The sequence below is a fragment of the Saccharopolyspora aridisoli genome, assembly GCF_004348445.1.
Lineage (GTDB): Bacteria > Actinomycetota > Actinomycetes > Mycobacteriales > Pseudonocardiaceae > Saccharopolyspora > Saccharopolyspora aridisoli.
Window position 1 is genome coordinate 25,967 of record NZ_SMKV01000030.1, and the last position, 24,895, is coordinate 50,861.

Consider the following 24,895-nt stretch of genomic DNA (forward strand, 5'->3'; position numbering starts at 1 on the left):
CAGCGCCGATCTCACCCGATCAGGTGGCGGCGTGGGTGCGGCGCGGATTGGGCCGGATGGTCGTCCTGCGGCGCAGGTGGGCGGGGACCCCGCAGTCTGGCGGCGGGGTCAGCATCGCCAGCGGTGCGTCGCGGGTGCCGGGGCGGGGGAGCGAGAGCACGGCGCGGATCGTCCACTCGGCGGGGGCGTGGTAGTGCCAGGACACGGTCGCGGGCGCGAAGAGATCGGCGTTCGGGCACAGCGGCATCCGGTAGGCGGTGGCCTCGTCCTCGGCGTGCAGCACCAGGACGTCGGCGCAGGTCTCCCAGCGGTAAGCCATGCCGACTGCGCTCGGGTCGTCGCGCGGCCCGAACACGTAGGACTCCCAACCTTGCTGCCGCAGCTCGTCGAGCAGGGCGTCGACTTCGGAACCGCTCACGTCCACTGCCTCCTCGCGGCCGCGCGTGCGAACGTCGAATGTGCCATTACCTGTTGGTAATGTCCAGCGCCTCGAGTCTGCCACCGGCCCGCTCGCACAGGAACGCGGGCCCCGTTCATCCACCCGGGTGGCCACGAATCGCGGACACCCGGGTGGAGCGGGGGATCAGAGGAGTTCCGGTCCGCCGTCCTCGCTGACGAGCTGGGCGATGACGTCGAACTCGTTGAACAGCGACCACTCCTCGACGATGCGGCCGTTCATCACGTAGAGCTGCGAGATGCCCCAGAGGTGAGCCCGCTTGCCGGTGGGCTTGCCGTAGAGGCCGAAGCCCCGGTGGGTACCGATGCCCGACCAGCGCGCCGAGATGCTGTAGCCGTCGGTGTCGTTGCCCATCCAGTAGACCTCGTCAACCTGCACGCCCAGGTCGGGGAACGTCGCGAGCAGCCCGCGGGCCATCGCGCGCACGTCCGAACGTCCGTAGCCGGCGCGGTTGGTGGTGCCGTGCCAGCGGACGTTGTCGGCGTAGACCCGGTCGATCGTGCTCAGGTCACGCCGGTTGTAGGTGTTGTGGAACAGCGCCCGGACCGTGCCCTCGACGTCGAAACCCGCGCGGTTGTCCGGTTCCGGGATCGGCATCGGCTTCCGGCCGCCGTCGAGGCGGTGAGCCTCGGAGAACTGCCGCTCGGTCAGCGGGGTCACGCCGCCCTCGCGGGCGTAGGTGCGGGCGGCCTCGACCACCGGGATGCCGAGCTTCTGCAGCTTGGCGGCGGTGTTGTAGAGGACCCACTCCTCGAAGATCTCGTTCTGCCACACCACGCAGTTGGCCATCACCCAGGTCTCCAGCCTGCGGCCGGTCGGCGGTCCCCACCGCCACGGCCCGGTGTGGTGGCCGATGTTGATCGCCCGGTGCGAGGTCACGAAGCCCTCGGTGTCGCTGCCCGCCCAGATCACGTCGTCGGCGTAGTGGCGGCAGTCGGGGAAGGCGTTGATGCTCTGCATCGTGCCGTTGACCAGGCTCTCCACGCCGTAGCGGAAACCGCTGTCATCGTAGAGCCGGCAGCCGGGGCTGTAGGTGTCGTAGATGTAGCCGACGTCCTGGTCCTCCCAGATGCGGTGGGTGATCCGGACGATGTAGTCGACGATGTCGGTGTAGGTGTCCTCGAACCCCTCCATCGACTGGCGGCGCTCACCGCCGTAGTTCACTCCACCCAACGTCGCGCCGGAACCCGGGCGCACGGCGATGCTGAAATCGCTCGGCATGGTGCGCTTCCCGGGCTCCATGGTGCCGCCGGGGGAGCCTGCGATCTGCTCGGAAACCTCGGTCATCGGTCGTCGTCCTCCCGGAGGCGCTCCAGCCGCAGCGTCGCGGTGGCCTGGTGCGCCGCCATGCCCTCGTAGTCGGAAATGGTCTCCACGGCCTCGGCCAGCAGCGGCGTCGCCTCTCGCGAAACGCGCTGGTAGGTCAGCGGTTTCAGGAACCGGGACACCGAGAGGCCCGCGCTGTGCCGGGCGCCGCCCGCGGTGGGCAGCACGTGGTTGGTGCCCGCCATGCCCTTGTCCGAGTAGGCGACCGTGCTCCACGTGCCCAGGAAGATCGAGCCGTAGTTGCGCAGCGAGTCGTGGTAGAAGCCGTCGTCGGCGGTCTGGATCTCCAGGTGTTCGGGAGCCAGGTCGTCCATCAGCGCCACGGCGGTCTCGCGGTCCCGAGCCCAGGTCACCGAGCCGAAGTCCCGCCAGGCCGGACCGGCGATCTCCTCGGTGGCCAGTGAGGAGAGCTGCTTGTCGGCCTCCTCGATGACCGCTCCGCCCAGCTCGCGGGAAGTGGTGACCAGCGCGGCGGGGGAGTTGACGCCGTGCTCGGCCTGGCCGAGCAGGTCAGCGGCGACCAGTTCCGGATCGGCGGTCTCGTCGGCGATCACCGCGACCTCCGACGGTCCGGCCAGCAGGTCGATGGCCACGCGGCCGAACAGCTGCCGCTTGGCCTCTGCGACGAAGGCGTTGCCCGCGCCGACGATCATGTCCACCGGCGCCTCGCCGAGCAGCCCGAACGACATCGCCGCGAGCGCCTGCACGCCACCCAGCACGAACACCCGGTCCACGCCCGACAGGTGCGCGGAGTACACCACCGCCGGGTCCGCCTCGCCGTTCTTGCCGGGAGGCAGGCACGCCACCACGGTCGGGACCCCGGCGGCCTTGGCGACGCCGACGGTCATGAACGCGCCCGCGGTCAGCGGGAACCGGCCCGCGGGCAGGTACGCGCCGACGCTCTGCACCGGCACGTAGCGGTATCCGGTGGTCAGGCCGGGGGCGAGCTCGACCTCGGCGTCGGACAGGCCCGCGCGTTGCAGTTCGGCGAACCGCCGGGTGCGCTCGGCGCCGAGCTCCAGCGCCGCGCGGTGCTCGGGCCTGAGCGCGTCACCGGACGCCCTGATGGCCTCCTGGGTGAGCTCGACGTCCGGATCGACCCAGCCGTCCAGGTCGCGCGCGTAGCGCAGCACCGCGTCGAAGCCGTCCCGTTCGATCTCGCCGAGCATCTCCGAGACGCGCTGCGCCACGCGGGGATCCTGCTGCGCCGCGGGTGCGTCCGAGGCGGGCGCTTTGAGGTGTTCGAACCGCCCGGCCAGATCGCCGAGCAGCCGTGAGCTGAATCGCATGAGGCGAACGCTAAGCGGGGCTGGATCACAGGACAAGAGTGGAGTTCCTTGTGGGAGGCATAGGACAACCCTGTGCGATCACGATCTGCTAATCCGTATGCACAATCGGTGTCGAGCGGGCTCGATCCTCCCGCATCGAGAATTCATCCGTATGCATGTGGGGCTTGACACACGATTCGGGCACTGCGACTCTCTTGCGAATTCGCCGACTCGTCCCATCGAGCAACAGGCATGCGCGGGCGACGATGCCCGCCCCGGATCTCGGAGCTACGTTTGTCGACTTCAACTCCCGTGCCCGAAAAGCAGGCACAGTCCCAGGCACCGATGCGCAGAGCCGTCACGGCCGGCGTGATCGGCAACTTCGTCGAGCAGTTCGATTTCGGCATCTACGGCTATCTCGCACCGGTCATGGCGCCGGTGTTCTTCCCCTCCCAGGATCCCGTCGTCGGTGTGCTGAGCACGTACGCGATCCTGGCCATCGGCACGATCATCCGACCCCTCGGCGGCATGATCCTCGGGCGCTGGGGTGACCGCTTCGGTCGCCGGAGCGTTCTGCTGTGGACGATCGCGCTGATGGGTCTGTGCACCGCGCTGATCGGTGTGCTGCCCAGCTACGCGCAGGTCGGCATGCTCGCACCGCTGCTGCTGCTGGCGATGAGGATGGTGCAGGCCCTGATCTCCGGCGGCGAGTACGTGGGCGCCATCGCGTTCGTCGTGGAATGGGCCGAACCGAAACGACGCGCCTACTACACCTCGTTCGTCTCCATCAGCGTGTTCGTCGGAATCCTCGGCGGCGCGGGTGTTTCCGCGCTCACCGCCGCCGTCTTCGACGAGGCCGCGCTGCAGAGCTACGGCTGGCGGATCCCGTTCCTGCTCGCGCTGCCGCTGAGCCTCGTCGGGCTCTGGGTGCGCAAGCGCGTCGGCGAGACGCCGGAGTTCGTCAAGGCCACCGCCGACGGTGCGGATGTCGTCAAGGCGCCGCTCACCGAGGCGTTCAAGTCCCAGTGGCGCGAGATGCTGGTGTTCTGCGGCTCGTCGATCACCCTGGCGATCGTGTCCTACACCTGGGTCACGTACCTGCCGGAGTTCCTGTCGTCCAACGTCGGCCTGTCGCGGGCGGAGGCCCTGGGCTCCAACGCCATCTCGGTCGCGGCGATCATCCCGCTGCTGCCGCTGGCGGGTGCGCTCTCGGACCGGATCGGTCGACGTCCGATGCTCATCACCGGGTACCTCTCGGCGCTCGTGCTGATCCCGGTGGCCTTCGCGGTCGCTCAGGTGGGCACGTTCACCGCGGCGGTGATCGCGCAGCTGATCTACGTGATCCCGGAGTTCTTCCTGACCGGCATCGTGACGGTCTGCGTGGCCGAGCTGTTCGCGACCAAGACCCGGTTCAGCGCCGGAGGCGTCGCCTACAACTGCTCGTTCGCCCTGTTCTCCGGCATCACGCCGTTCGTCTCGGCACTGCTGGTGAGCACCTTCGGCACGATCTACGCCGTCTGGGGCTACCTCGCGGTCGCCGCGGTGATCTCCCTCGTCGTGGTCATCAAGTGGATGGAGGAGAGCTACCGCCTCGACCTCACCACCGGGAAACCGATGGAGTAGTCGGGTTCCACGCTCGTCCTGCTCAGCGGTGCGGGTAGCGGCGGCGCCAGTCGCGGGGGTGGTCTTCACCTCTCGCGGCTGCGCCGCCGGCGCGCAGGTTCTGGAAACGAGGATCACGCGTCCGCCCAGGAGGCTCCTCCTTCGAGGAGGGTCTCCTGGGCGAGGCGGGCGAGTTCGCCGGTGGCCGGGGAGAGCGTGCGGTTGCGGCGGTGGATCAGGGCGATCGTGTCGTAGAGAGGTTCGGCGAACGGGGCGGTGTGCAGCTCGGCCGGGAAGCGACGGCTGTTGACCACCGCGCGGGAGGCGATCGTGTCGCCGAATCCCTGGGCCGCCAGCCGCAACGCGGACTCCACGTGCTCGACCTCGATCCCGGCGTCCAGCGCGACCCCGACGAGCTGGGCGCGTTCGGCCAGCTGGCGGCGGGTCGGATCAGCCCAGCCGTAGCGGGCGTCGTAGAGGATCAGCGGTGCGGTCGTGAGGTCCTCGACCGCGACCGGCCGCCGGGTGCGCTCGGGGTCGGGGCTGACGTAGAGGACCTCGTCGCGCGCCAACGGGGTGACCGACAGGGCCTCGTCGTCGATGGGAAGCACGACCAGACCGGCTTCCAGGTCGCCGTCGCGGACCGCTGCCGCGGTCTCGGCCGAGTTCTGCCCCACCAGGCGGACCTTGACGTCGGGGTAGCGGTCGAGGAACTGCCGGACCAGGTCCGACAGCAGGTAGTAGTCGGCGTTGCGCAGCAGCCCGAACGTGGCGGTGCCCCCGGTGAGCGTGTTCAGCGCGCGCACGGCCGCGCCGCCGTGGTCCACCGCCGCCAGGGCCTGCTCGGCGTGGGGCAGCAGCTCGCGCCCGGCTTCTGAGAGCGTCAGCTTGCGGCTGCCGCGGGCGAACAGCGCGGTGCCCAGCTCCTCTTCGAGCCGCCGGACGAGTTCGGACACCGACGGCTGGGCCATGTCGAGCTCGCCCGCCACCGCCGTGAACGTGCCGAGTCGGTGGGCCAGCAGGAACGCGCGCAGCTGGTTGAGGGTCACGGCCGAACCCTACGGCATGCGTAGACGGTTTCCCGAGTCCTATTGACATGGCCCTCCACAACGGTTCTTATCCATACATACGTATTCACACGGAGGTGCTGATGTCTCAGGTCGAGGTGACCCGGCAGGAACTGGAGCGGCGGACGATCCGGCGATCGGACTTCGTCTCGTGCAACCAGGCGTTCATCGACTGCCGCACACCGGGCTCCGACCGCAAGGAGAACTACTCGATGATCGGGCCGGGGGTGACCCAGAGCCCGAACCAGGTGGTCAACCTGCGCGAGGCGCACGGCTACAACATCGGCGCGGCCGCGATGCCCCACGGCGTCGTCAACAACCTGCACCTGCACTTCACCGCCGAGGTGTTCATCTGCTTCCGGGGGGAGTTCCTGCTGCGCTGGGGCGCCGACGGGCAGGAGGGCGAGCTGGTGCTGCGGGAGGGCGACATCGCCTCCGTCCCCACCTGGATCTTCCGGGGCTTCACCAACATCGGGCCCGACGACGGCTGGCTGTTCACCGCCCTCGGCCACGACGACACCGGCGGCATCATCTGGGGCCCGAGCGTGCTGCGCGAGGCCGAGGGGCACGGTCTGTTCCTGACCGAGGACAACCGGCTCGTCGACACCCTCGCCGGCGATGAGAAGCCCGAGGACGGCGAGCTCAAGCGCCCGATGAGCCCGGAGGACATCGCCGGGTTGAGCTCCTTCCCGGTGGAGAAGATGCGCGAGCGCGTCGCCACCGCCGACGACCTGGAGTGGTCGGCCCGGGCGCTGCTCGGTTCGGCGCTGCCGGGCGGGGCTGCCGAGCTGGCGCAGGTCATCGGTTTCGGCATGACCGAGGACCGGCTGCAGGAACCGCGCATCTACAACCCGCACGGCCACAACATCTCCTGGCTGCGCGCGGCCCCTGGTGGGGGCATGCTCACCCACCGGCACGCGGCAACGCAGGTCCTACTGGTCAAGGACGGCGAGTGGGAGGTGACGGTCAACCGCGAGGAGGGGGTCTCGGTGCGGCTCGGTCCGTGGGACATGCTCTCGGTGCCGGCCGGTGCGTGGCGGCGCATCCGCAACGTCTCCGACGAGACCGCCAGCATCCTGGTCATCAACAGCGGTGACGGCAGGGTCCGGCTGGAGTGGGACGACGAGGTCGTCAAGGCCGCAGCGGACGCCGGTGTCGGCGTCGACCACAACGGTTACCTGGCCCCGTTCCACCTCATCCCGCGACCGGTGGGCAAGTGAGCCCGGTCGTCATGGTGCCCGGCATGCTCTGCGACGCCGACCTGTGGTCGGATCTGCCGGAGCTGCCGGGCGAGGTGGTGCACGCGGAGATCACCGAAACCACCATCGGTGGCATGGCCGACCAGGTCCTGTCCGCAGTGGACGGTGAGTTCGCGTTGGTGGGACTGAGCCTCGGCGCGATCGTCGGGTTCGAGGTGCTGCGGCGAGCGCCGGAGCGGGTGAGCGCGTTCGGTGCCCTGTCGACCAACGCCGGAGCGCCCCGGCCGGACCAGCGCCGGGCGTGGGAGCGGCAGGCCGCGGCCGACTTCGACGAGGTCGTCGAGGAGGTCCTGCCCGCGATGTTCGCCGAATCCCGAAGTCCTCTGCGGGACCGGTTCCTGGGCATGGCCGAGCGGATCGGGCCCGAGACCTTCCGCGCCCAGCTCGCCGCCCAGGCCACCCGCACCGAGGCGTTCGACGCCATCGCCGGTTACGACGGCCCGGTGCGCGTGCTGTGCGGAGATCAGGACGCCCTGTGCCCGAACGGGTTCCACGAGGAGATCGTCAGGCACGCGTCACGCGGACGGCTGCACGTGCTCTCCGGAGCCGGGCACCTGCTCCCGCTGGAACGACCCGCCGTGGTGGGTGCGCTCATCCGGCGACTACTGGAACGAGGAGAACGATGACCACATCGCTCACCGGGCGAACGGCGCTGGTCACCGGCGGCGGCAACGGCTTGGGGCGTGCGATGTCCCGGGCGCTGTCGGCCGCTGGAGCCCGGGTCGTCGCCGTGGGCCGCAAGCGCGACACCCTGGAGGAGACCCTCGGCGGTCGCGACGGACGCGTCGCTACCTGCGACGTCTCCGATCCCGACTCGGTGACGGCGCTCGCAGGGGAACTGGCGGGGGAGGAGATCTCGGTCCTGGTCAACAACGCCGGGATCGCCGGCCCCGTCAAACCGCTGCTGGACATCGAACCCGGCGAGTGGGACGAGGTCTTCGACATCAACGTGCGCGGCGTCTACCTGATGTGCCGCGCGTTCCTGCCGCAGATGCTCGACCGGGGCAGCGGCGACGTCGTCAACGTCGCCTCGGTGTCCGGAAAGCGGCCGCTGCTGCGCAGAACCCCGTACTGCGCCTCGAAAGCCGCCGTGATCGGGCTGACCACGACGCTGGCGGGAGAGGTCGGACCGCACGGGGTGGCGGTGAACTCGCTGTCGCCGGGGCCGGTCGAAGGGCCGCGCATGACCCGCAACTTCCGGCTCGAAGCCGAACGCACCGGGATCACCGAGGCCGCTGCCGAGCAGGAGTTCGTCTCCCGCGCGCTGCTGCGGCGGATGGTGACCGAGGAGGAAGTCGGCCAGGCGCTGGTGGCGATGCTGCAGATGCGCGGGATGTGCGGAGCCGACATCGACCTCTCGGCGGGGATGGTGGCGCGGTGAAGACCCTGAAGCAACGAGTGCTGGCGGGCGAACGGCTGCACGGCGGCCTGCTCCGGCTGCCCTCGGAGAACCTGCTGGAGATGGCCGCCGTGGCGGGGCTCGACTACGCGGTCATCGACTGCGAGCACGGCCCCGCCGACCTGCTGAGCCTGCAGCAGCACCTGCAGATCGCCGACGCCCACGGGCTCCCGGTCCTGGTCAGGGTGGGCGAACGCGAACCGGCGCTGGTGCTGCGCGTGCTCGACCTCGGCGCGCAGGGGGTGATCGTCCCGCACGTCGACATGCCCGGGCAGGCGAGGGAGGTGGTGGTGGCAGCGCACTACCCGCCACTGGGGGAGCGCGGCTTCGCCACCTACAGCCGCGCCGGTCGCTTCGGCACCAACAGCATCGCCGAGCACCTCGCGCAAGCCCAGCGCAGCACGATGGTCGTCCCCATGCTGGAAACGCCGCAGGCGTGCGACAACGCGAGCGAGATCCTCGCGGTCGAGGGCGTCGACACGGTCCTGGTGGGGCCCGCGGACCTCTCGGTGGCCATGGGGCGCAGCGGGCCGTTGGACCAGGAGGTGGTCGCCCGCCTCGCCCAGGTCGTCGAGGCCGCGGGTGGCGAGCCGCTGATGACCATCGTCGGCTCCACCGAGCAGGGCGCCCAGGCTCCGCCGGGGATGGTGCTCTACAACCTCACCCACATCCTCATGCAACTGCTGCGAAGCCTGACCGACTGAGGATCCGTTCCTGCCCGTCCTTCCCGTCTTCGTCTGGTCGGAATTCGTCCTCCCAGGTGGAGCTCCGGGAAGGACGAGGTGTGGGGCGCACCTTCACCGCGCAAGCCAGGCGGAGTCAGATCGCGATCGAGACGATCACCGACATCGGTTGCGCGGAGGCCAGCTCCGCCCGGATCGCCGAGCGGGCCGCGCCTGAAGCCCTCCCACTTCGCGGACGAGAACGACTTGCTGCGCCAAGGGGTGCTGGAGGTCGTCGGGATGGCTGCGAGCGCATGACGCCCGTCATCGACGTCGAGACCGGGCCGCGCGTCCCTTCGCCAACGATGGGCGGTCAGCGGGCTGACGCTGTTCACGCTCGGTGCCGCGGGGCACGACGATCACGCCGTGCGCTGATCAGCGGGAGGCGTGGGTGGCGCGCAGGACGAGCTCCGGTGTGAACAGCGTGCGCCGGGGCTCGGGGTCGTCGTCGGACTCGATGCGCCGGACCAGCAGGCGGGCCGCTTCCTCGGCGAGTTCTCCCAAGTCGTAGTGCACGGTGCTGAGTCCGAACACCTCCCACGCCGCCATCGGGATGTCGTCGAAGCCGATGAGCGCGAGATCTTCGGGGATGCGCACGCCGTGGGCGCGGGCGGCGTTGAACGCGCCGATCGCGATCACGTCGTTGCCGCAGAACACGGCCGTGGGGCGGGTCGGTCCGGCCAGGATTTCGGTGAGTCCCCGGTATCCCGTGTCGAAGTCGAAGGGGCCGCGCCGCACGGACTCCTCGGGCAGGCCGATGCCGGCCTCGGAAAGCCCCAGGCGGAAGCCCATCTCGCGCTCGCGGCCGGTGGTGGTCTCCGCCGGGCCGCCGATGTGGGCGATGTCGCGGTGGCCGAGCCCGGCGAGTTCGCGGGCGACCAGCCGGCCACCGAGTTCGTTGTCCACCACCGCAGCGTCGGCCGGGCGGCCTCCCGCTTCGCGGTTGAGGAAGACGAACGGGAGCTCGCGCCGTTGCAGGTCGTCGGGCAGCCGGGACCCGATGGTCGCGGTCGCCAGCACGACGCCGTCGATGGAGCGGTCCAGCAGGCGCTGGCTGGCCACGGCGGTCTCGGACCGCTCGGTGAACAGCATCATGCGGTAGCCGTGCTGCTCCAGCTCGTCGTGCAGCGGGCCGATCAGGTGCGGGTAGAACGGGTTGGTGAGGTCGGTGACCACGACCCCGATGCGCTTGGTCACCCGCGTCGACAGGCTGCGGCCGGTCTCGCTCGGCACGTAGTTGAGCGCATCGGCCGCGCGCTGGACGCGTTCCCGGGTAGCCTCCGAAACGCGCTGATCGCCGCGGAGGGCCCGGGACACCGTCGGCTGCGAAACACCCGCCAGGCGGGCCACATCGCGGCTGGTGATCAAGGACTTGGCTCCCCTCGGAGTAGCTGCATACGAATACTACTCCTGCCCGATGCGCGCCCCGTTGAGCCGCCGAAGAGCCCGAACGTGAACTGAATACGTATAGCGTAACGGAATCCTTTCTTCCGAATCCAGTCGGACCGCATCGCGTGCCTGCGGGACGACGTTCCCTCCCGGCTCTTCGGTGGTGGAGGTGCGAACGGGTTGCTCCGGTGGGGTGGAGTTCCGAGGGATCTGACGGCGACCGCCTGAACGGGTGAGGGATCATCGTTGCGAACGCGAGCGCAGTGAGGGGTCCGATGGTCTTCGGGATCGTCCACCTGGTCGGCATGGTGGCGACAGTGGTCATGAGCGTGCTGCTCTGGCGGCAGCGGGCCAGGCAGGGGCGCGCGTGGCCGTGGCTGATGGCCGGGCTGGTCGCGAGCGCCCTCTGGCCGGTGACGCTCTGGCCCGCGGTCGCGGCCTACTGGCACCGGAAGGGCGAGTCGGCGAAGGCTCCGCTGATCGCCGGGGCGTGCGCGCTCGGTGCGGTGATCGCGCTGCTGGTGGTCGGCGGGCTGTCCGGGCCGGAGCAGCGGGCCCAGCCAGCGGGTCCGCAGGTGCTGCGGGAGCCGAGCTCTCCGCCGCCGTCGGTGATCGCGCCCGAGCCGGTCCTCGCACCCCCGCCGCAGCGGGACCGGGCGCTGGTGCGCGACGTCCTCGACGATGACCGGGTGCTCATCCAGGTTCCCGGCCAGGAGCCGCAGGTGGTGCGCATCGCGGGAGTGCAGGCTCCGGCGGCGGGGGAGTGCTGGAGCTTCGAGGCGCGAGCGTTCGCCGAAGGCGCGCTGCGCGACGCGACGGTGCAGGTCACCTTCGGCGTCGGCTGGAGCAGCGGTCGCAGTCCCGAACCCGAGGTCTCGCTGGTCCTCCCCGGCGGTGCCGAATACTCGTCGCTGGCCCTGCAGCAGGGCGCGGCCCGGCTCCACCCGCAGGCCTTCCTGGCCGAGGGCCTCACCTCGGAGCTCACCCAGGCCCAGGCCACGGCCAAGACCGCGGGCCGCGGACTGTGGGGTCAGCAGTGCAGCGCCGCTCAGGCCGCGCCCGTGCCGCCGCAGAACGAGGAGGCCCTGCCCGCCTACTACGCCAACTGCGAGCAGGCCAGGGCCGCCGGAGCCGCACCCCTGCGGCGCGGCGACACCGGCTATTCGTCCACCCTGGACAGCGACGGTGACGGCATCGCGTGCGGCTGATTCCGGCTGAACCGGAGGTTGTGATCGCTGACCGGCACGTGCCGCAGCACCAGCAAGTCGTGGAAGTAGTCCATCTTGACCCGCCACGGAGCCCTGACGTCCGAGCGCGGGAAGGCGTCGATGCCGCGCTGGACGTAGTTGGAGCTGAAGTTCTCGATCATCGGCTCCGCGCCCCGGCTCGCCTTCACCGGAACGCACTGGTCGTGGCCGTTGCGGCCCATCTGGCGCAGCAGCCTGACGACGAACTCGCCCACCAGATCGGCCTTGAGCGTCCAGCTGTGGTTGGTGTAGCCGAAGGTGAAGGCCAGGTTGGGGATGCCGGACAGCATCGCTCCCTTGTAGACGGTCGTCTCGCTCGGGGCGACCTCGCGGCCGTCGACGGTGAAGGTGATGCCGCCGAACGCGCGCAGCCGCAGCCCGGTGGCCGTGATGACGATGTCCGCGTCGAGCTCGGCGCCGGAGCGGAGGCGGAGCCCGGTCCGGGTGAACTCCTCGACGTGGTCGGTCACCACCGAGGCCCTGCCGCCGCTCAGCGCGTCGAAGAGGTCGCCGTCGGGTGCGAGGCACATCCGCTGGTCCCACGGGTCGTAGCGGGGGTTGAAGTGCGTGTCGACGTCGTAGCCCGCCGGGAGGCGCTCGGCGGCGGCCTTGCGGATCGCCTTGCTCATCCACCTCGGGAACGCCCTGCTCAACCGGTACGAGCCCGCGCTGTGGAGGATGTTCTTCCAGCGCACGAGGGCGTAGGTCGCGCGTTCGCCGAGCCTGCTGCCGCGCAGGAGCAGCAGCAGCGGGTCCTGACCGGGCACCGACACCACGTAGCTGGGTGAGCGCTGCAGCATGGTGACGTGCCCGGAGTTCTCGGCCATCGCCGGTACCAGGGTGATCGCGGTGGCGCCGCTGCCGATCACCACGACCTGCTTGCCCGCGTGGTCGAGGTCCGGCGGCCAGTGCTGCGGGTGCACCACGGTTCCGGTGAAGCGCTCGATGCCGGGGAACTCGGGCGCGTGCGGCTGCTCGTAGTGGTAGTAACCGGCGCAGAGGTGGAGGAACCTCGCGGTCAGCCGCACCTGTTCGCCGTCGTGCTCGGCCAGCACCGTCCAGCGCGCGTCGTCGCTGGACCATGAGGCGCTGAGCACCCGGTGCCGGTAGCGGATCCGCCGGTCGATGCCGGCGTCTTCGGCGGTCGCGCGGACGTAGTCGCGGATCGCAGGGCCTCCCGCGAAGGACTGCGCGCCGGGCCACGGCCGGAACCGGTAGGCCATGGTGAACATGTCCGAGTCGGAGCGGACGCCGGGGTAGCGGAACAGGTCCCAGGTCCCGCCGAGCGCATCGCGGGATTCGAGGATCGCGTAGTCCAGGCCGGGGAAGGCGGATTGGAGCTGGTGCGCGGCGCCGATCCCGGCCAATCCGGCTCCCACGATCAGCACGTCCAGGTCATCACGCACGGCGGCTCCTCCCGCAGCGGCGGCGCGAGACCGCGCGAGCACGGCGGCTCCCGTCCCTGCACCCGCCTCGAAATTACCGGCGGGTGCTCACCGGCGAATACCGCATGCCGGGTGGCGTCCGCGGACGCGGCGAGGGGAGGTTCTGCACCGTCGATGGCCGGAGTTGGTCATGCCCGGTCAGCTCTGACCAGAACCGACTTCGGCCTCGACGTCCGGGATGGGCAGCGGCATGTTCGGCGCGACGAGTCCGCCGTCCACCGCCAGGACCTGGCCGGTGACGTAGGAGGAGGCGGGGGCGGAGAGGTAGAGGATCGCCGCGGCGATGTCCTCGGGAGCGCCGATCCGGCGCAGCGGGGTGTGGTTCTCCAACGTCGCTTTCATCTCCGGGTCGGCGGCCACGACCTCCAGCGCCTCGGTGAGGATCGCGCCAGGGGCGACGGCGTTGACGCGGATGCGCGGGTTGAGGTCCGCGGCCATCATCCGCACCGCGTGGTCGAGCGACGCCTTGGCCGCGCCATAGGCGAGGTAGCCGCGCCCGACGAGGTGCCCGGTGCTGCTGGAGACCATCACCACGCTCGCCGCGTCCGACTTCGCCAGGTGCGGCACGGTTTCGCGCACCAGGCGCACCCCGTGCACGACGTTGTTCTCGAAGGACTTCCGCAGCGCCTCGTCGTGGGTGTTGGTGAACGGCCGGGGCATCGACCCGCCCGTCACGCTCACCACGACGTCGATGCGGCCCAGCTCTTCGGCGACCCGGGCCACCGCCCCCGCCACGGCTTCGGCGTCTGCGGCGTCGGTGGGGATCGCCACCGCGCGTCGCCCCAGCTCGCGGACCTGCTGGGCCACCGCCTCGATCTGGTCGGGCGTTCGCGACAGCACCGCCACGTCCGCGCCGGCCTCCGCCAGCGCCAACGCCGTGGCGGCCCCGATCCCGCGCCCTGCCCCGGACACCAACGCGACCCGGCCATCGAGCCGGAACAGCGGCAACGTCGCCAACTTCGCCTCCTCACCTCGTCCACCACGGGTTCCAGCGGGAACCCGCCCCTCAGTAGGAACCCGCCACCTGACTCCAGTGGAAATCGGATGCCTGGTTCCAGTGGAAATCGGGGGGCTGATCGCATTGGAATCAAGGGCGAGCAAGTGCTTGGTAGGCTATCGGGTCGGGGTGGGGTTGGCCAGGGTCAGTCGGATTCGAGTTCGCGGCTGAGGGTTTCGAGCTCCGCGCTGCCTGCCATCAGGTCGTCGCAGGTCTGCGGTGTGAGGTCATCGGCCTTCCTGGATCCGCGAGAACACCGCGTCCAGGTGGACCAGGCTGCGCGCGGTGTTGCGCCGGGGGCCGCAGTCGTCGTCATCCGGCCCCAGCGCGGTGTCCTGCTCGAGCACGTACCAGCCGTGGTAACCGGCCGCGTGCACCGAGCGGACCATGGCTTCGGTGTCCACGTCGCCGTCACCGAGCGGCACGAAAAGACCGCGCGCGACGGCGTCGGTGAAACTCATGCGCCCGGCGCGGACCTCGACGGCCAGATCGGCTCGGACGTCCTTGAGGTGGATGTGCCCGATGCGCGCGGGATGCCGCTCGGCAAGCGCGACCGGGTCCGTCCCACCGACCAGCAGGTGCCCGGTGTCCAGGCACAGCGGCATCGGGGAGTCGGCGAGGAAGCGCTCGACCTCTGCTTCGGTCTCCACGTGCGTGCCGACGTGCGGGTGGAACGCGACGCGCAGCCCCTCGGCGGTCACGACTCCTGAGACGCGGCGGCAGGTGTCGATGAGCGTCGCCCACTGCGCGTCGTCGAGCTGCGGCCGTTCGTCATAACCGTCGAGCCCCGTCGCCGCCGCGAGCACCACGATCTCGCCCCCACCGGCGGCGATCTTCTTCGCCGCCGCGGACGCCTTCCCGACGCTGCCGTCCGCTGCTGAAGCGTCGTGCATCGGGACGGCGAGGAAGCCGCCGACCAGCTCCAGCCCGTTCCTGCCGATGATGGTCGGCGGATCCGGCAGGTAACCTGGCGGTCCGAGCTCGGTGGCGCGCACGCCCAGCCCGGCCATCTCGGAGAGGACCCGCTCGGGTTCGAGGATCCGGCCCCAACCGGGAACTTCGCTCACGCCCCAGGAGATCGGCGCGGCCGCGACCTTGAACGTCATGCGCCCACCTCCACCGGCTTGCCGACGCGCAGCGACTCCTCGCACGCCTCGGCGAGGCGCAGGCTTACCAGCGCCTCCCTCGGCGGCGAGGGGTTCACGGCCCGGCCGGCGATGACGTCGAGGAACACGCGGGTCTCCCGCAGGTAGGCGTCGTGGTAGCGCTCGGTGAAGGACGTCCACGGACGCTGCGGACCGGTGCCCGACACGGTGTTGAGCGGGGTGCGCTCGTCGAGTCCGACGCTGAGCGTGTCGCGCGAGGCGAAGACCTCCAGGCGGCAGTCGTATCCCACCGGGTCGTGCCGTGCGGCCGAGAGCAGCGCGTGCGCGCCACCGGTGAAGCGCAGCGACACCACCGCGTTGTCCACGTCGCCCACCTCCCGGAACGCCTCGTCGACTAGCACCGATGCGGAGGCGTAGACCTCGGTGACCGGTTCGCCGAGCAGCCACGGCACCGCGTCGAGATCGTGGATCAGGCAGTCCCGGAACAACCCGCCCGACGTGGCCACGAACTCCCTCGGCGGTGGCAGGTGGTCGTTGCACACCGCACGCACGAGGTACACCGACCCGGCCGATCCGTCGCGCAGCCGCCGGTGCACCTCAGCGGTGTCGGGGTCGAAGCGGCGCTGGAACCCGACCAGCACCGGGACGCCGGAGCTCTCGATCTCGTCGACCAGGGCCGACATCGTGGGAAGGTCCGGTGCCAGGGGTTTCTCGCACAGGACGGCTGTTCCGGCAGCGAGGGCTGTGCGCACCAGGTCGGGGTGCGTTCCGGTCGGGGTGGCGATCACCACCCCGTCGGCCGGGAGGAGATCGTCCACAGTGGTCACCGCTGCGGCGGGCGGGCCGAGGTCGGTGGCGGCGGCCTCGGCCCTGCCCGGTGCCGGGTCGAAGAGCAGCAGTTCGTCGATCTCGTCGAGTGCGGCGAGATTCGTGGCGTGCATGGAGCCGATTCGACCGACCCCGGCTACTCCGATCTTCATCTCGGCGAGGGCCTCGATTCGTCTAGGGAGACGCGTTGGCGCTGATCAATGCTGTGCGCTGCATCACAACGATGTCAAGAGCCGTTCGTGCGAAGCGGTTCCGCGACGAACATCCACTGTGGACGAGAGTTGAGCGGATCGTGCCGGGTTGACCTGGATCGACAGGTGCGAATGTCCGGACAAGTGGTTGACGTGGGTGTTCGGATGCAGTAGGCGTTAGGTCAGATGCGGGAGGACGAGATCGCCGTAGCGGGTGATCATGGCGGAAAGGACCTGGTCGCCGGGCGAGTCCCAGATCTCGGCGTTGAAGATCTCCACCTCGACGTCACCGGTGTACCCGGCGGCGTCGATCATGCTGGTGATCGAGGCGAAGTCGACGACTCCATCCCCCATCATGCCCCGGGAGAGCAGGGCGTCCCGGGCGATCGGGAGGTTGAAGTCGCAGACCTGGTAGGAGGCGATGCGGTTCTCCCGGCCAGCGCGGGCGATGCCCTCGGCCAGCGCAGGGTCCCAGTGGACGTGGAAGGTGTCCACGACAACCGCCACCTGCTCCGCCGGGTGCGGGGCGGCGAGGTCCAGGGCCTGGGCCAAGGTGGAGATGACCGCGCGGTCGGCGCAGTACATCGGGTGCAGCGGCTCCAGGACGAGCCGGACGCCGTGCTCGCGGGCGAACGGGACCAGGTCCGCGATCCGCTCGGCCACCCGCGCGCGGGCACCGGCCAGGTCGCGATCGCCCTCGGGAAGTCCGCCCACGACCAGGATCAACGCGTCCGTGCCGAGCGCGGCGGCCTCCACGATCGCCGCCCGGTTGTCGGCCAGAGCCGCCTGAGCGCCGGCCTCGTCGGCGGCGGTGAGGAAACCGCCCCGGCACAGGCTCGACACGCGCAGCCCCGCATCGCGCACGAGCCTGGCCGACTCGGTCAACCCCTCCTCGGCGACCCTGTCGCGCCACAGGCCCACCGACGGGATGCCCGCGCGGACGGCACCGTCGACCGCCTCCCGCAGCGTCCACCGCTTCGTCGTCGCGGTGTTCAACGACAACCTCGTCAGATCGCTCATCGCTGCACTCCGCTCACCGCGAGGAACCCGCGCATCCGCTCTTCGGCCGCTTGCGGATCGACCAGCAGACCCGCCCGGTCGGCGAGCCGGAACACCTCGGCCAGGTGCGGCACCGATCGGCCCGCGTGCAGGCCGCCCGCCATCGTGAACCCCGGCTGGTGGCCGTTGAGCCAGGAGAGGAACGCGATCCCGGTCTTGTAGTGGGAGGTCGGCGCCTCGAAGATGTGCCTTCCCAGCTCTCTCGTGCTGTCCAAGATGGACTGAGCGGTCGCCGGATCGTCGCGGTCGAGCGCCTGGATCGCCGCGGAGGCGGCCGGGTGAACGGCGGCGAAGATGCCCAGCAGCGCGTCGGAGAACTCGCCGCGCGAGCCGACGATGAGATCCGGGTAGTTGAAGTCGTCCCCGGTGTAGAGCCGCACGCCCTCGGGCAGTTCCCGCCGCAGCGCGATCTCGTGATCGGCGTCCAGCAGCGAGACCTTCACCCCGTCGACCTTCTCCGGCCGGGCGCGGATGATCTCCAGGACCGTCTTCGTCGCCGCCGGCACGTCGTCGGTGCCCCAGTAGCCGCGCAACGCCGGGTCGAACATCGGCCCCAGCCAGTGCAATATCACCGGATCGTCGGCCTCGTCCAGCAGTGACCCGTAGACCCGCGCGTAGTCCTCGGGCGAGCGGGCCACCGCCGCCAGCGCGCGCGAGGCCATCAGGATCACCCGCGCGCCCGCGCCCGCCACGACCTCCGCCTGCTCGCGGTAGGCGGCGAGCACCTCGGGCAGCGTCGGGGTCCCGGTGAGGTGGTCGGTGCCCGCGCCTGCCGCGATCACCCCGCCGACCGAACGGGCCTCGGCCGCGGAACGGCGCACCAGCTCGGCGGCTTCCCGCCAGCCGACTCCCATGCCGCGCTGCGCGGTGTCCATCGCCTCGGCGACGCCGAGCCCGTAGGACCAGATCCGGTGCCGGTAGGACAGCGTCGCGTCCCAGTCGATGTCGGCGGGCGCGCCCGGCACGTTCTCGCCGAGGACCCTCGGAACCACGTGCGCCGCCGCGAACGCCGAACGCGAGCGCAGCGGGCCCGCGGGCTTCGGCCACTCGCGCGGGGAGCCCGTGGTGTGCGCGACCAACCGGCCGTCGGGGCGGGGGAGGAACAGGCTCACGGTGCCACCTCGCCCAGCTCGACGCGACGGCCCTCGCGGGAGGACGTCAGCCCTGCCTCGGCCAACCTCACCCCGCGCGCGCCCGCGAGGAAGTCGTAGGGGTGGTCGCCGTCGTCGCACAGGTGCCGCAGGAACTGCTCCCACTGCGCCTTGAAGCCGTTGTCGAATTCCTGGTTGTCGGGCACCGGCGACCACTGCTGCCGGAACGGCGTGGCCTCCACCAGGTCCGGGTTCCACACCGGTTTGGGCGTGTGCACCCGGTGCTGCGCGACGCACCGGTGCAGTCCCGCGACCGCGCTGCCGAGCGTGCCGTCGACGTGGAACTCCACCAGCTCGTCGCGGTGCACCCGCGTGGTCCACGACGAGTTGATCTGCGCGACCACCCCGCCCGCGAGCTCGAAGATCCCGTACGCGGCGTCATCGGCGGTCGCCGCGTAGGGCTCGCCGCGCTCGTCCAGGCGCTGGGGGACGTGCGTGACGACCTTCGCCGTCACCGCCTCCACCCGGCCGAAGAGGTTCTCCAGCACGTAGTTCCAGTGCGGGAACATGTCGGTGGCGATGCCGCCGCCGTCCTCCGCGCGGTAGTTCCAGCTCGGCCGCTGCGCGGGCTGGAAGTCGCCCTCGAAAACCCAGTAGCCGAACTCGCCGCGCACCGACAGCACCCGGCCGAAGAACCCGGATTCGACCAGCCGGCGCAGCTTGAGAAGTCCCGGGAGGTACAGCTTGTCGTGCACGACGCCGGTTCTCACACCGGATTCCCGCGCCAGCCGGGCCAGCCGCAGCGCGCCTTCGACGTCGTCGGCGACCGGCTTCTCGGTGTAGACGTGCTTCCCGGCCGCCAGCGCGCGGGTGATCGCGCGCTCGCGGACCGAGGTCAGCTGGGAGTCGAAGTACACCTCGTCCGGTCCGGCCAGCGCGGCGTCGAGATCGGTGCTCCAGCGGTCGATGTCGTGGTTCTTGGCGATCTTCTGGAGCTTGTCCTCGTTGCGTCCCACGAGGAGCGGGTCCGGTACCACCCGGCTGCCGTCGGAGAGCTCGACCCCGCCTTGCTCCCGGATGGCCAGGACCGACCGGACCAGGTGCTGCCGGTATCCCATGCGCCCGGTGACGCCGTTCATGATGATGCCCAGCCTTCGCTCGGCCATGCCGAACCCCCTCTGTGTGGAAAGCGCTTACCGAAACCGTAGGCGGAAGCGGGAGCGGGATGCAAGTGGGCGTCAGCGCCGCGGAGTGCTCTCGCGGACGATGACCTCGCCGCGGACCTTGCGGCGCCTCGGTTTCGCGGTGGGGGAGGCGAGCACGAGGTCCAGCGCCTCGCGCCCCATGTCGGTCAGCGGCAGGCGAACCGTGGTCAGCGCCGGGGTGACGTCGCGCAGGGTGGAGATGTCGTCGAAACCCGCCACCGCCAGGTCCCGCGGCACGTCCACGCCGCGTTCGCGGCAGGCGGCCATCGCGCCCATGGCCATCAGGTCGTTGATCGCGAACACGCAGTCGACCTCGGCGCCGGAGTCCAGCAGCCGGTGCATCGCGCGGAAACCGCCGTCGCGGCAGAACTCGTCGGCCACGACCACCGGCTCGCCCGAGGGCCAGCCCGAGGTGAACCCGTCCCGCCGATCGCGGGAGACCAGCAGGTGCTCCGGGCCGGTCAGGATCGCCGGCCTGCGGTAGCCGAGCGCGGCGATCTCGGCGGCCAGGGCCTGCGCGCCTCGGCGGTTCTCCACCACGACGGTGTCGACGGGCAGCTTCGGTTCGCTGACGGCCACCACGCGACCCCCTGACGCCACGAACGGATCGAGCTGACCGGCGAGTTCCCGCAGGTGGGCGCGATCGTCGGTGCGGCTTCCTGCGAGCACGATCGCGCGCCCGCGCTGGCGGCGCAGCGCCCCGAGGAGTTCGAGCTCCCGCTCGGGGCGGCCGGCCGTGCTGCACAGCATCACCAGCAGGCCCTGCTCCTCGGCGGCGTTGGCCAGACCCGCGGCGATCGTGGAGAAGTAGGGGTCGGAGATGTCGTTGACCAGCAGTCCCAGCAGATCGGTGGAACCCCGCGCCATGGACTGCGCCTGGGCGTTCGGCGAGTAGCCCAGCCGGGTGGCGGCCCGCAGCACGCGATCGTGCAGCTCGGCGCGGACCACCCGATCGCTGCCGTTGAGGGCGCGCGAGGCCGTCGCGAGGGAGACGCCAGCCTCCTTGGCGACGTCGGTGAGGGTCGCTGCTCGTGCCGCCACGGCGCTCCTTCTTCCTGGGGAGTGCGTTTCCCCAGGATACCGTCAGCCGATCAGCGCGCCTCGGAGCGCAGCCGGTCGAACTCCTCGCGCGGCACCGGCACCGCGTCCTTCTCGCCCAGCGACTCCAGCGGCACCCGGTGGGTCTCCCGCGCCGACCACGCGGCGAACGCTGCGATGACGTTGATGCCCAGGCACAGCCCGCCGACGACCAGCGGGACGTTCGCCGACCCCGGGGGTGCGGCGAGGGTGAAGATGCTGGGCAGGAACGCCGTGATGGTCAGGCCGACGTTCTGCGCGATGGCGAAGCCGGTGACGCGGGTGCGCGCCGGGAACAGCTCCTGGTAGTACGCGGCGAAGGTGGCGTTGCAGATCTGGTAGAAGATCCCCCAGGTCAGGATCGCCAGCACGATGGTCAGCGCCACGTCACCGCGACTGACCGACCACAGGTAGGCGAAGGACAACGCGCCCGAACCGAGCGCGCCGACGATCATCAGCGGTCGGCGGCCGATTCGGTCCGACAGGCTCGCGAACCACGGGATGAACGGCAGCGCGACGAGGTTCGCCACCACCGGGATCCACAAGTAGACGGACTTGCTCATCTCGATGCCGTAGCCGGACTGCGTCGCGTAGGCCGCGCCGAACACCGACACCACCACGCCGATCACGTTGACCAGCGTCATGCAGATCGCCCGCAGCACGTCGGTTCCGCTCTCGCGCATGACCTGGACGAACGGCGCTCGCACGGGAGCGTTCTCGGCCTTGGTGAAGACCTCGGTCTCCTCGACCCGGCGGCGGATCACGTAACCGGCGAAGACCACCACCGCGCTGAGCAGGAACGGGATTCGCCAACCCCAGGAGTCGAAGGCCTGGTCCGACAGCACCGCCGACAGCGGGAGGAACACCGCCGCGGCGATGATCTGCCCCGCCTGCGTTCCGTGCAGGCTGAAGCTGGTGTAGTAGCCGCGCCTGCCGAACGGCGCGTGCTCGGCGATCATCGCGCTCGCGCCGCTGAGCTCACCCGCGACGGCGAAGCCCTGCACGAACCGCAGCAGCACCAGCAGGACCGGCGCCCACAGCCCGACCTGGTGGTAGGTAGGCAGCAGTGCGACGGCGAAGGTCGACACGCCCATCAGCAGCATCGCCAGGACCAGCACGTTCTTCCGCCCGTGCCGGTCGCCGTAGTGCCCGAAGAGGACCGCGCCGATGGGGCGCGCGACGTAGCCGACGGCGTAGGTGCCCAGCGAGGAGACCAGTGCCACGGTGGAGTTCCCGCCTGGGAAGAAGATGCTGGGGAAGATCAGCGCGGCGGCCTGGGCGTAGACGAACCAGTCGTAGTACTCCAGCGCGCTGCCGATCCATCCGCTGGCGGCGGCCCGGCGCGATCTGCTCCGGGAGTCGCTCGTGCGCTGTGCGCTCATGCGTGTTGCCACTTGTGCCCCCTCGGCACTCCGTTGTCCCGATCAGCTGGTAAGCGCTTTCCATCGAACAGCCCCCGCCGGGTCGGTGTCAACCATTCGGCGCGCTGTTGGAATACGCTTTCCCGGATGGTTACCATGCGCGGGAGCCGAGGACTTGCGAGGAAACGATGAGCGCTGCGACGACCGTCGTGCTGGCCGGCGTGCACGGGCACGGCCGGTGGCACCTGCGCAACATCGGGAGGATGCCCGACGTCGAGTTGGTCGGCATCTGCGATCCCCGGCCGCCGGAGACCGACCTCGGTGTCCCGAGCGAGCCGGAACTGCCCGCGCTGCTGGAGAAGGCCCGGCCGGACGTGACCATCGTGTGCACCCCGATCCACACCCATTCCGAGCTGGCGCTGACCGCGGCGAGGGCGGGTTCGCACGTGCTGCTGGAGAAGCCGCCGACACCGACGCTCGCGGAGTTCGACGGGCTCGCGGCGTCGCTGGCGACCACGGGCCGCGCGTGCCAGATCGGTTTCCAGAGCCTCGGTTCGCACTCGTTGTCCTACGCGCGGGAGTTATTGGCGGAAGGGGCGATCGGCGAGCTGCTGGGGATCGGAGCGGCGGGTGCGTGGCAGCGCGATGCCGACTACTACGGCCGTGCCCGCTGGGCCGGGCGCCGCACGCTGGACGGGGTGGCGGTGGTGGACGGCGCGCTGACCAACCCCTTCGCGCACGCGATCGCCAACGCGCTGGCCATCGACGGGGCCTCGGCGGAGGAGGTGCCGCGCGAGCTGTCGGTGGAGCTGTACCGGGCGAATCCGATCGAGGCCGACGACACCTCCTGCCTCCGACTGGTGACAGCGCGCGGCACGCCGATCACGGTGGCGGTGACGCTGTGCGCGGATCAGGTGGTCGAGCCGTACCTGGTGGTCCACGGCGCGAAGGGCCGGATCGTCCTGGAGTACCGGGAGAACCGGGTCCGGTTGGAGACGCGGGACGGGGTGGAGGTCACCGAGCACGCGGCGACCGACCTGCTGGCGAACCTCATCGCCCACACCCGTCTTGGCGAACCGCTGCTGGCTCCTCCCGGGGCGGCCAAACCGTTCATGCGGGTGCTCGAAGCGGTGCGGCTGGCGCCCGAGCCGCGCGAGGTCCCGTGCTCCTACGACCCGGCTCAGCGCCTGCGTGTGATCCCGGGCGTGTCGGAAGCCGTTGTGCGATCAGCTGAGTCGCTGACGATGTTGTCCGAAGTGGATGTGCGGTGGCTGAGGTGATCCGGATCGGCGATGTCGTCGTCGCCGAGCGCCGCTCCGGTGCGGAGCTGCCCGCTCGGCTGGGGCCTCGTCCGCACCTGCACCCGATCCGCACCCTCGCCGGGCGGGTCGTCACGGACACCTGCCCCGACGACCACCCGTGGCACCTCGGGCTCTCGGTGGCGCTGCAGGACGTCGAGGGCTGGAACTTCTGGGGCGGCCCCACCTACGTCCGCGACGCGGGCTACGTCGACCGCGCCGACCGCGGCCGCATCGAGAGCACTGCGCTGACCTGGTCTGACGCGGGTTTCGACGAGTCGTTGCGCTGGTGCACGCCTGCCGGGACGTTGCTCCGGGAATCCCGGCGGGTGCGTGCCCACCCGGCGGTCCGCGGTTGGCAGCTCGATGTGACCACGACCCTGACCAACGCCACCACCCGTCCCGCAGCGCTGGGCAGCCCGGCGACCAACGGCCGCACCGGAGCCGGCTACGGCGGCCTGTTCTGGCGGCTTCCTCCGGCTGTAGCGTCCCGGGTGTTCACCGAGGAGGGGGAGGGCGAGCAAGCCGTGCACGGATCGGCAGCACCGTGGCTGGCCTGGGCGGACCGCGATTTCACCCTCGTGTTCGCGGGTGAGGCCGACCCGTGGTTCGCGCGGGTCGACGACTACCCGGGAGTCGGTCTCCAACTCGCCGCGGTAGACCCGATCCGGCTGGACCCCGGCGCCGCGCTGACCCGGAACCTGCGAGTGCTCATCGTCGACGGCGTCCTCAGCCCGTCTGAAGCGGGGTCATGGGCGACCGCCTGAGTGCTGCTCACTGCCAGACGATGACGCTCTTGCGGACTGGGGTGGCGTCGTCTTCCGAGGCGAAGAGGTCGGGCTTGCGGTTGCGGAGGTGCTCGATGTCGGCGAAGACCGCGCGGAGGTGGGTGCGCATGGTGGCGCGGGCGCGGTTCAAGTCGTGGGCTCGGATGGCGTCGAGGATGTCGACGTGCTGGTCGGCGTAGACCTGAGGCGGGCTCGATTCGAGACCGAGGCGTCGAGCGCGGTCGAGGTGGCCCTTGGCCGAGACGACCGTGGGCCAGGAGCGTTCGTGGCCGGACAGGCGCAGCAGTCCGCGGTGGAACTCCTCGTCGAGGGCGAAGAACTCCTCGACGTCGATCTCGGATGAGCGCTGGCGGGCGAGGTTGTCGTCCAGTTCGGCCAGCAGCTCGGCGTCGAGGTCGGCCGGCATGTCCTCCAGCGCCGTGAGCTCGACGGCCTCGCGCAGGAACTGAGCGTCGGCAACCCGCTGCGGGTCCACGCGGGAGACGAACGAGCCGATCTGCGGGAACACCTGCACCAAGCCCTCTTCGGCGAGCAGGATCAGCCCTTCGCGCACCGGCGTGCGGCTCACTCCCAGGTCCGCGGCCAGGTCTTTCTCCGACAGGGCCTCGCCGGGTTCGAGCTCCAGGGTCAGCACCTTGCGCCGCAGCGTCTCGTAGATGACTCGGCGGTTGGAGCGCTTCCTGTGTTCGGGCACGGGGTCAGATTAGACGAGG

23 protein-coding genes are annotated in these 24,895 nt (G+C 70.6%); 8 read left to right on the forward strand and 15 right to left on the reverse strand.

What is annotated here, in order from left to right; all coding sequences use genetic code 11:
* Positions 1-19: 19 nt before the first annotated feature.
* The 3 genes from E1161_RS20585 to hisD all read right to left on the reverse strand — a co-directional run bounded on the left by E1161_RS20585 (position 20) and on the right by hisD (position 3,072).
* Positions 20-418: a hypothetical protein gene (locus E1161_RS20585; protein WP_132625778.1), complete on the reverse strand. Its 399-nt coding sequence runs from the start codon at positions 416-418 to the stop codon at positions 20-22.
* 165 nt (positions 419-583) lie between these two features.
* On the reverse strand, positions 584-1,744 hold the full coding sequence (locus E1161_RS20590) for an ester cyclase (protein WP_132625780.1): 1,161 nt from the start codon (positions 1,742-1,744) through the stop codon (positions 584-586).
* Complete coding sequence (hisD, locus tag E1161_RS20595) at positions 1,741-3,072, reverse strand: histidinol dehydrogenase (protein WP_132625782.1); 1,332 nt, start codon at positions 3,070-3,072, stop codon at positions 1,741-1,743. Before hisD ends, E1161_RS20590 begins: the two co-directional genes overlap by 4 nt.
* A 324-nt stretch (positions 3,073-3,396) precedes the next feature.
* Here hisD and E1161_RS20600 point away from each other — a divergent pair, with 324 nt between their 5' ends.
* Positions 3,397-4,674 carry an MFS transporter gene (locus tag E1161_RS20600; RefSeq protein WP_132625784.1) on the forward strand — a complete coding sequence of 426 codons (1,278 nt, stop codon included), beginning with the start codon at positions 3,397-3,399 and terminating at the stop codon, positions 4,672-4,674.
* Between the two features lie 113 nt (positions 4,675-4,787).
* Here E1161_RS20600 and E1161_RS20605 read toward each other — a convergent pair whose 3' ends face one another.
* Positions 4,788-5,702 carry a LysR family transcriptional regulator gene (locus E1161_RS20605; RefSeq protein ID WP_132625786.1) on the reverse strand — a complete coding sequence of 305 codons (915 nt, stop codon included), beginning with the start codon at positions 5,700-5,702 and terminating at the stop codon, positions 4,788-4,790.
* A 101-nt stretch (positions 5,703-5,803) separates the two neighbouring features.
* Here E1161_RS20605 and E1161_RS20610 point away from each other — a divergent pair, with 101 nt between their 5' ends.
* The 4 genes from E1161_RS20610 to E1161_RS20625 are packed head-to-tail and all read left to right on the forward strand — an operon-like array spanning position 5,804 to position 9,082.
* The gene (locus tag E1161_RS20610) at positions 5,804-6,940 is read left to right on the forward strand and encodes a cupin domain-containing protein (RefSeq protein WP_132625788.1); all 1,137 of its coding nucleotides are present in this window, start codon (positions 5,804-5,806) and stop codon (positions 6,938-6,940) included.
* Positions 6,937-7,605, forward strand: coding sequence for an alpha/beta fold hydrolase (locus E1161_RS20615; protein ID WP_235875176.1), 669 nt, complete (start codon positions 6,937-6,939; stop codon positions 7,603-7,605). The genes E1161_RS20610 and E1161_RS20615 overlap by 4 nt, the downstream gene beginning before the upstream one ends.
* A complete protein-coding gene (locus tag E1161_RS20620; RefSeq protein WP_132625790.1) occupies positions 7,602-8,360 on the forward strand; it encodes an SDR family NAD(P)-dependent oxidoreductase in 759 nt (252 codons plus the stop codon). Before E1161_RS20615 ends, E1161_RS20620 begins: the two co-directional genes overlap by 4 nt.
* On the forward strand, positions 8,357-9,082 hold the full coding sequence (locus tag E1161_RS20625) for an HpcH/HpaI aldolase family protein (RefSeq protein WP_132625792.1): 726 nt from the start codon (positions 8,357-8,359) through the stop codon (positions 9,080-9,082). The genes E1161_RS20620 and E1161_RS20625 overlap by 4 nt, the downstream gene beginning before the upstream one ends.
* Before the next feature lie 393 nt (positions 9,083-9,475).
* Here the strand turns inward: E1161_RS20625 and E1161_RS20630 are convergent, their stop codons facing one another.
* The gene (locus E1161_RS20630; RefSeq protein WP_132625794.1) at positions 9,476-10,468 is read right to left on the reverse strand and encodes a LacI family DNA-binding transcriptional regulator; all 993 of its coding nucleotides are present in this window, start codon (positions 10,466-10,468) and stop codon (positions 9,476-9,478) included.
* A 296-nt stretch (positions 10,469-10,764) separates the two neighbouring features.
* Between E1161_RS20630 and E1161_RS20635 the strand changes: the two genes are divergently transcribed.
* Entirely contained in the window at positions 10,765-11,697 is a 933-nt protein-coding gene (locus E1161_RS20635) for an excalibur calcium-binding domain-containing protein (RefSeq protein WP_132625796.1), read from the forward strand.
* On the opposite strand, the gene E1161_RS20640 is transcribed toward E1161_RS20635, so the two are convergent.
* The 9 genes from E1161_RS20640 to E1161_RS20680 all read right to left on the reverse strand — a co-directional run bounded on the left by E1161_RS20640 (position 11,649) and on the right by E1161_RS20680 (position 22,117).
* Complete coding sequence (locus E1161_RS20640) at positions 11,649-13,142, reverse strand: flavin-containing monooxygenase (RefSeq protein WP_132625798.1); 1,494 nt, start codon at positions 13,140-13,142, stop codon at positions 11,649-11,651. The two genes, E1161_RS20635 and E1161_RS20640, sit on opposite strands and share 49 nt — an antisense overlap.
* Before the next feature lie 177 nt (positions 13,143-13,319).
* Positions 13,320-14,138 carry an SDR family oxidoreductase gene (locus E1161_RS20645; protein ID WP_132625799.1) on the reverse strand — a complete coding sequence of 273 codons (819 nt, stop codon included), beginning with the start codon at positions 14,136-14,138 and terminating at the stop codon, positions 13,320-13,322.
* A 267-nt stretch (positions 14,139-14,405) separates the two neighbouring features.
* Positions 14,406-15,284: a TIM barrel protein gene (locus tag E1161_RS20650; protein ID WP_132625801.1), complete on the reverse strand. Its 879-nt coding sequence runs from the start codon at positions 15,282-15,284 to the stop codon at positions 14,406-14,408.
* Positions 15,281-16,264 carry a Gfo/Idh/MocA family protein gene (locus tag E1161_RS20655; protein ID WP_132625803.1) on the reverse strand — a complete coding sequence of 328 codons (984 nt, stop codon included), beginning with the start codon at positions 16,262-16,264 and terminating at the stop codon, positions 15,281-15,283. Before E1161_RS20655 ends, E1161_RS20650 begins: the two co-directional genes overlap by 4 nt.
* A gap of 216 nt (positions 16,265-16,480) precedes the next feature.
* A complete protein-coding gene (locus E1161_RS20660) occupies positions 16,481-17,323 on the reverse strand; it encodes a sugar phosphate isomerase/epimerase family protein (protein ID WP_132625805.1) in 843 nt (280 codons plus the stop codon).
* Entirely contained in the window at positions 17,320-18,474 is a 1,155-nt protein-coding gene (locus E1161_RS20665) for a dihydrodipicolinate synthase family protein (protein WP_132625807.1), read from the reverse strand. The genes E1161_RS20660 and E1161_RS20665 overlap by 4 nt, the downstream gene beginning before the upstream one ends.
* Positions 18,471-19,619: a Gfo/Idh/MocA family protein gene (locus tag E1161_RS20670; RefSeq protein WP_132625809.1), complete on the reverse strand. Its 1,149-nt coding sequence runs from the start codon at positions 19,617-19,619 to the stop codon at positions 18,471-18,473. Before E1161_RS20670 ends, E1161_RS20665 begins: the two co-directional genes overlap by 4 nt.
* Before the next feature lie 72 nt (positions 19,620-19,691).
* Entirely contained in the window at positions 19,692-20,699 is a 1,008-nt protein-coding gene (locus E1161_RS20675) for a LacI family DNA-binding transcriptional regulator (protein ID WP_132625811.1), read from the reverse strand.
* Positions 20,700-20,749: 50 nt separating this feature from the next.
* A complete protein-coding gene (locus tag E1161_RS20680; RefSeq protein WP_207920320.1) occupies positions 20,750-22,117 on the reverse strand; it encodes an MFS transporter in 1,368 nt (455 codons plus the stop codon).
* A gap of 167 nt (positions 22,118-22,284) precedes the next feature.
* On the opposite strand from E1161_RS20680, the gene E1161_RS20685 reads away from it, so the two are divergent.
* Together E1161_RS20685 and E1161_RS20690 are read left to right on the forward strand one after the other, a co-directional pair.
* Positions 22,285-23,376, forward strand: coding sequence for a Gfo/Idh/MocA family protein (locus E1161_RS20685; RefSeq protein ID WP_132625815.1), 1,092 nt, complete (start codon positions 22,285-22,287; stop codon positions 23,374-23,376).
* Positions 23,364-24,161, forward strand: a complete 798-nt coding sequence (locus E1161_RS20690) for a DUF6807 domain-containing protein (protein ID WP_132625817.1) — start codon at positions 23,364-23,366, stop codon at positions 24,159-24,161. Before E1161_RS20685 ends, E1161_RS20690 begins: the two co-directional genes overlap by 13 nt.
* A gap of 7 nt (positions 24,162-24,168) precedes the next feature.
* On the opposite strand, the gene E1161_RS20695 is transcribed toward E1161_RS20690, so the two are convergent.
* A complete protein-coding gene (locus E1161_RS20695) occupies positions 24,169-24,876 on the reverse strand; it encodes a GntR family transcriptional regulator (RefSeq protein ID WP_132625819.1) in 708 nt (235 codons plus the stop codon).
* Positions 24,877-24,895: the final 19 nt, after the last annotated feature.

Excerpts from the sequence above, each read along its gene's own strand:
- E1161_RS20590 (WP_132625780.1), bottom strand. The coding sequence starts at position 1,744 with ATGACCGAGGTTTCCGAGCAGATCGCAGGCTCCCCCGGCGGCACCATG.
- hisD (WP_132625782.1), bottom strand. The coding sequence starts at position 3,072 with ATGCGATTCAGCTCACGGCTGCTCGGCGATCTGGCCGGGCGGTTCGAA.
- E1161_RS20600 (WP_132625784.1), top strand. The coding sequence starts at position 3,397 with ATGCGCAGAGCCGTCACGGCCGGCGTGATCGGCAACTTCGTCGAGCAG.
- E1161_RS20610 (WP_132625788.1), top strand. The coding sequence starts at position 5,804 with ATGTCTCAGGTCGAGGTGACCCGGCAGGAACTGGAGCGGCGGACGATC.
- E1161_RS20620 (WP_132625790.1), top strand. The coding sequence starts at position 7,602 with ATGACCACATCGCTCACCGGGCGAACGGCGCTGGTCACCGGCGGCGGC.
- E1161_RS20635 (WP_132625796.1), top strand. The coding sequence starts at position 10,765 with ATGGTCTTCGGGATCGTCCACCTGGTCGGCATGGTGGCGACAGTGGTC.
- E1161_RS20650 (WP_132625801.1), bottom strand. The coding sequence starts at position 15,284 with ATGACGTTCAAGGTCGCGGCCGCGCCGATCTCCTGGGGCGTGAGCGAA.
- E1161_RS20655 (WP_132625803.1), bottom strand. The coding sequence starts at position 16,264 with ATGAAGATCGGAGTAGCCGGGGTCGGTCGAATCGGCTCCATGCACGCC.
- E1161_RS20660 (WP_132625805.1), bottom strand. The coding sequence starts at position 17,323 with ATGAGCGATCTGACGAGGTTGTCGTTGAACACCGCGACGACGAAGCGG.
- E1161_RS20670 (WP_132625809.1), bottom strand. The coding sequence starts at position 19,619 with ATGGCCGAGCGAAGGCTGGGCATCATCATGAACGGCGTCACCGGGCGC.
- E1161_RS20680 (WP_207920320.1), bottom strand. The coding sequence starts at position 22,117 with ATGAGCGCACAGCGCACGAGCGACTCCCGGAGCAGATCGCGCCGGGCC.
- E1161_RS20685 (WP_132625815.1), top strand. The coding sequence starts at position 22,285 with ATGAGCGCTGCGACGACCGTCGTGCTGGCCGGCGTGCACGGGCACGGC.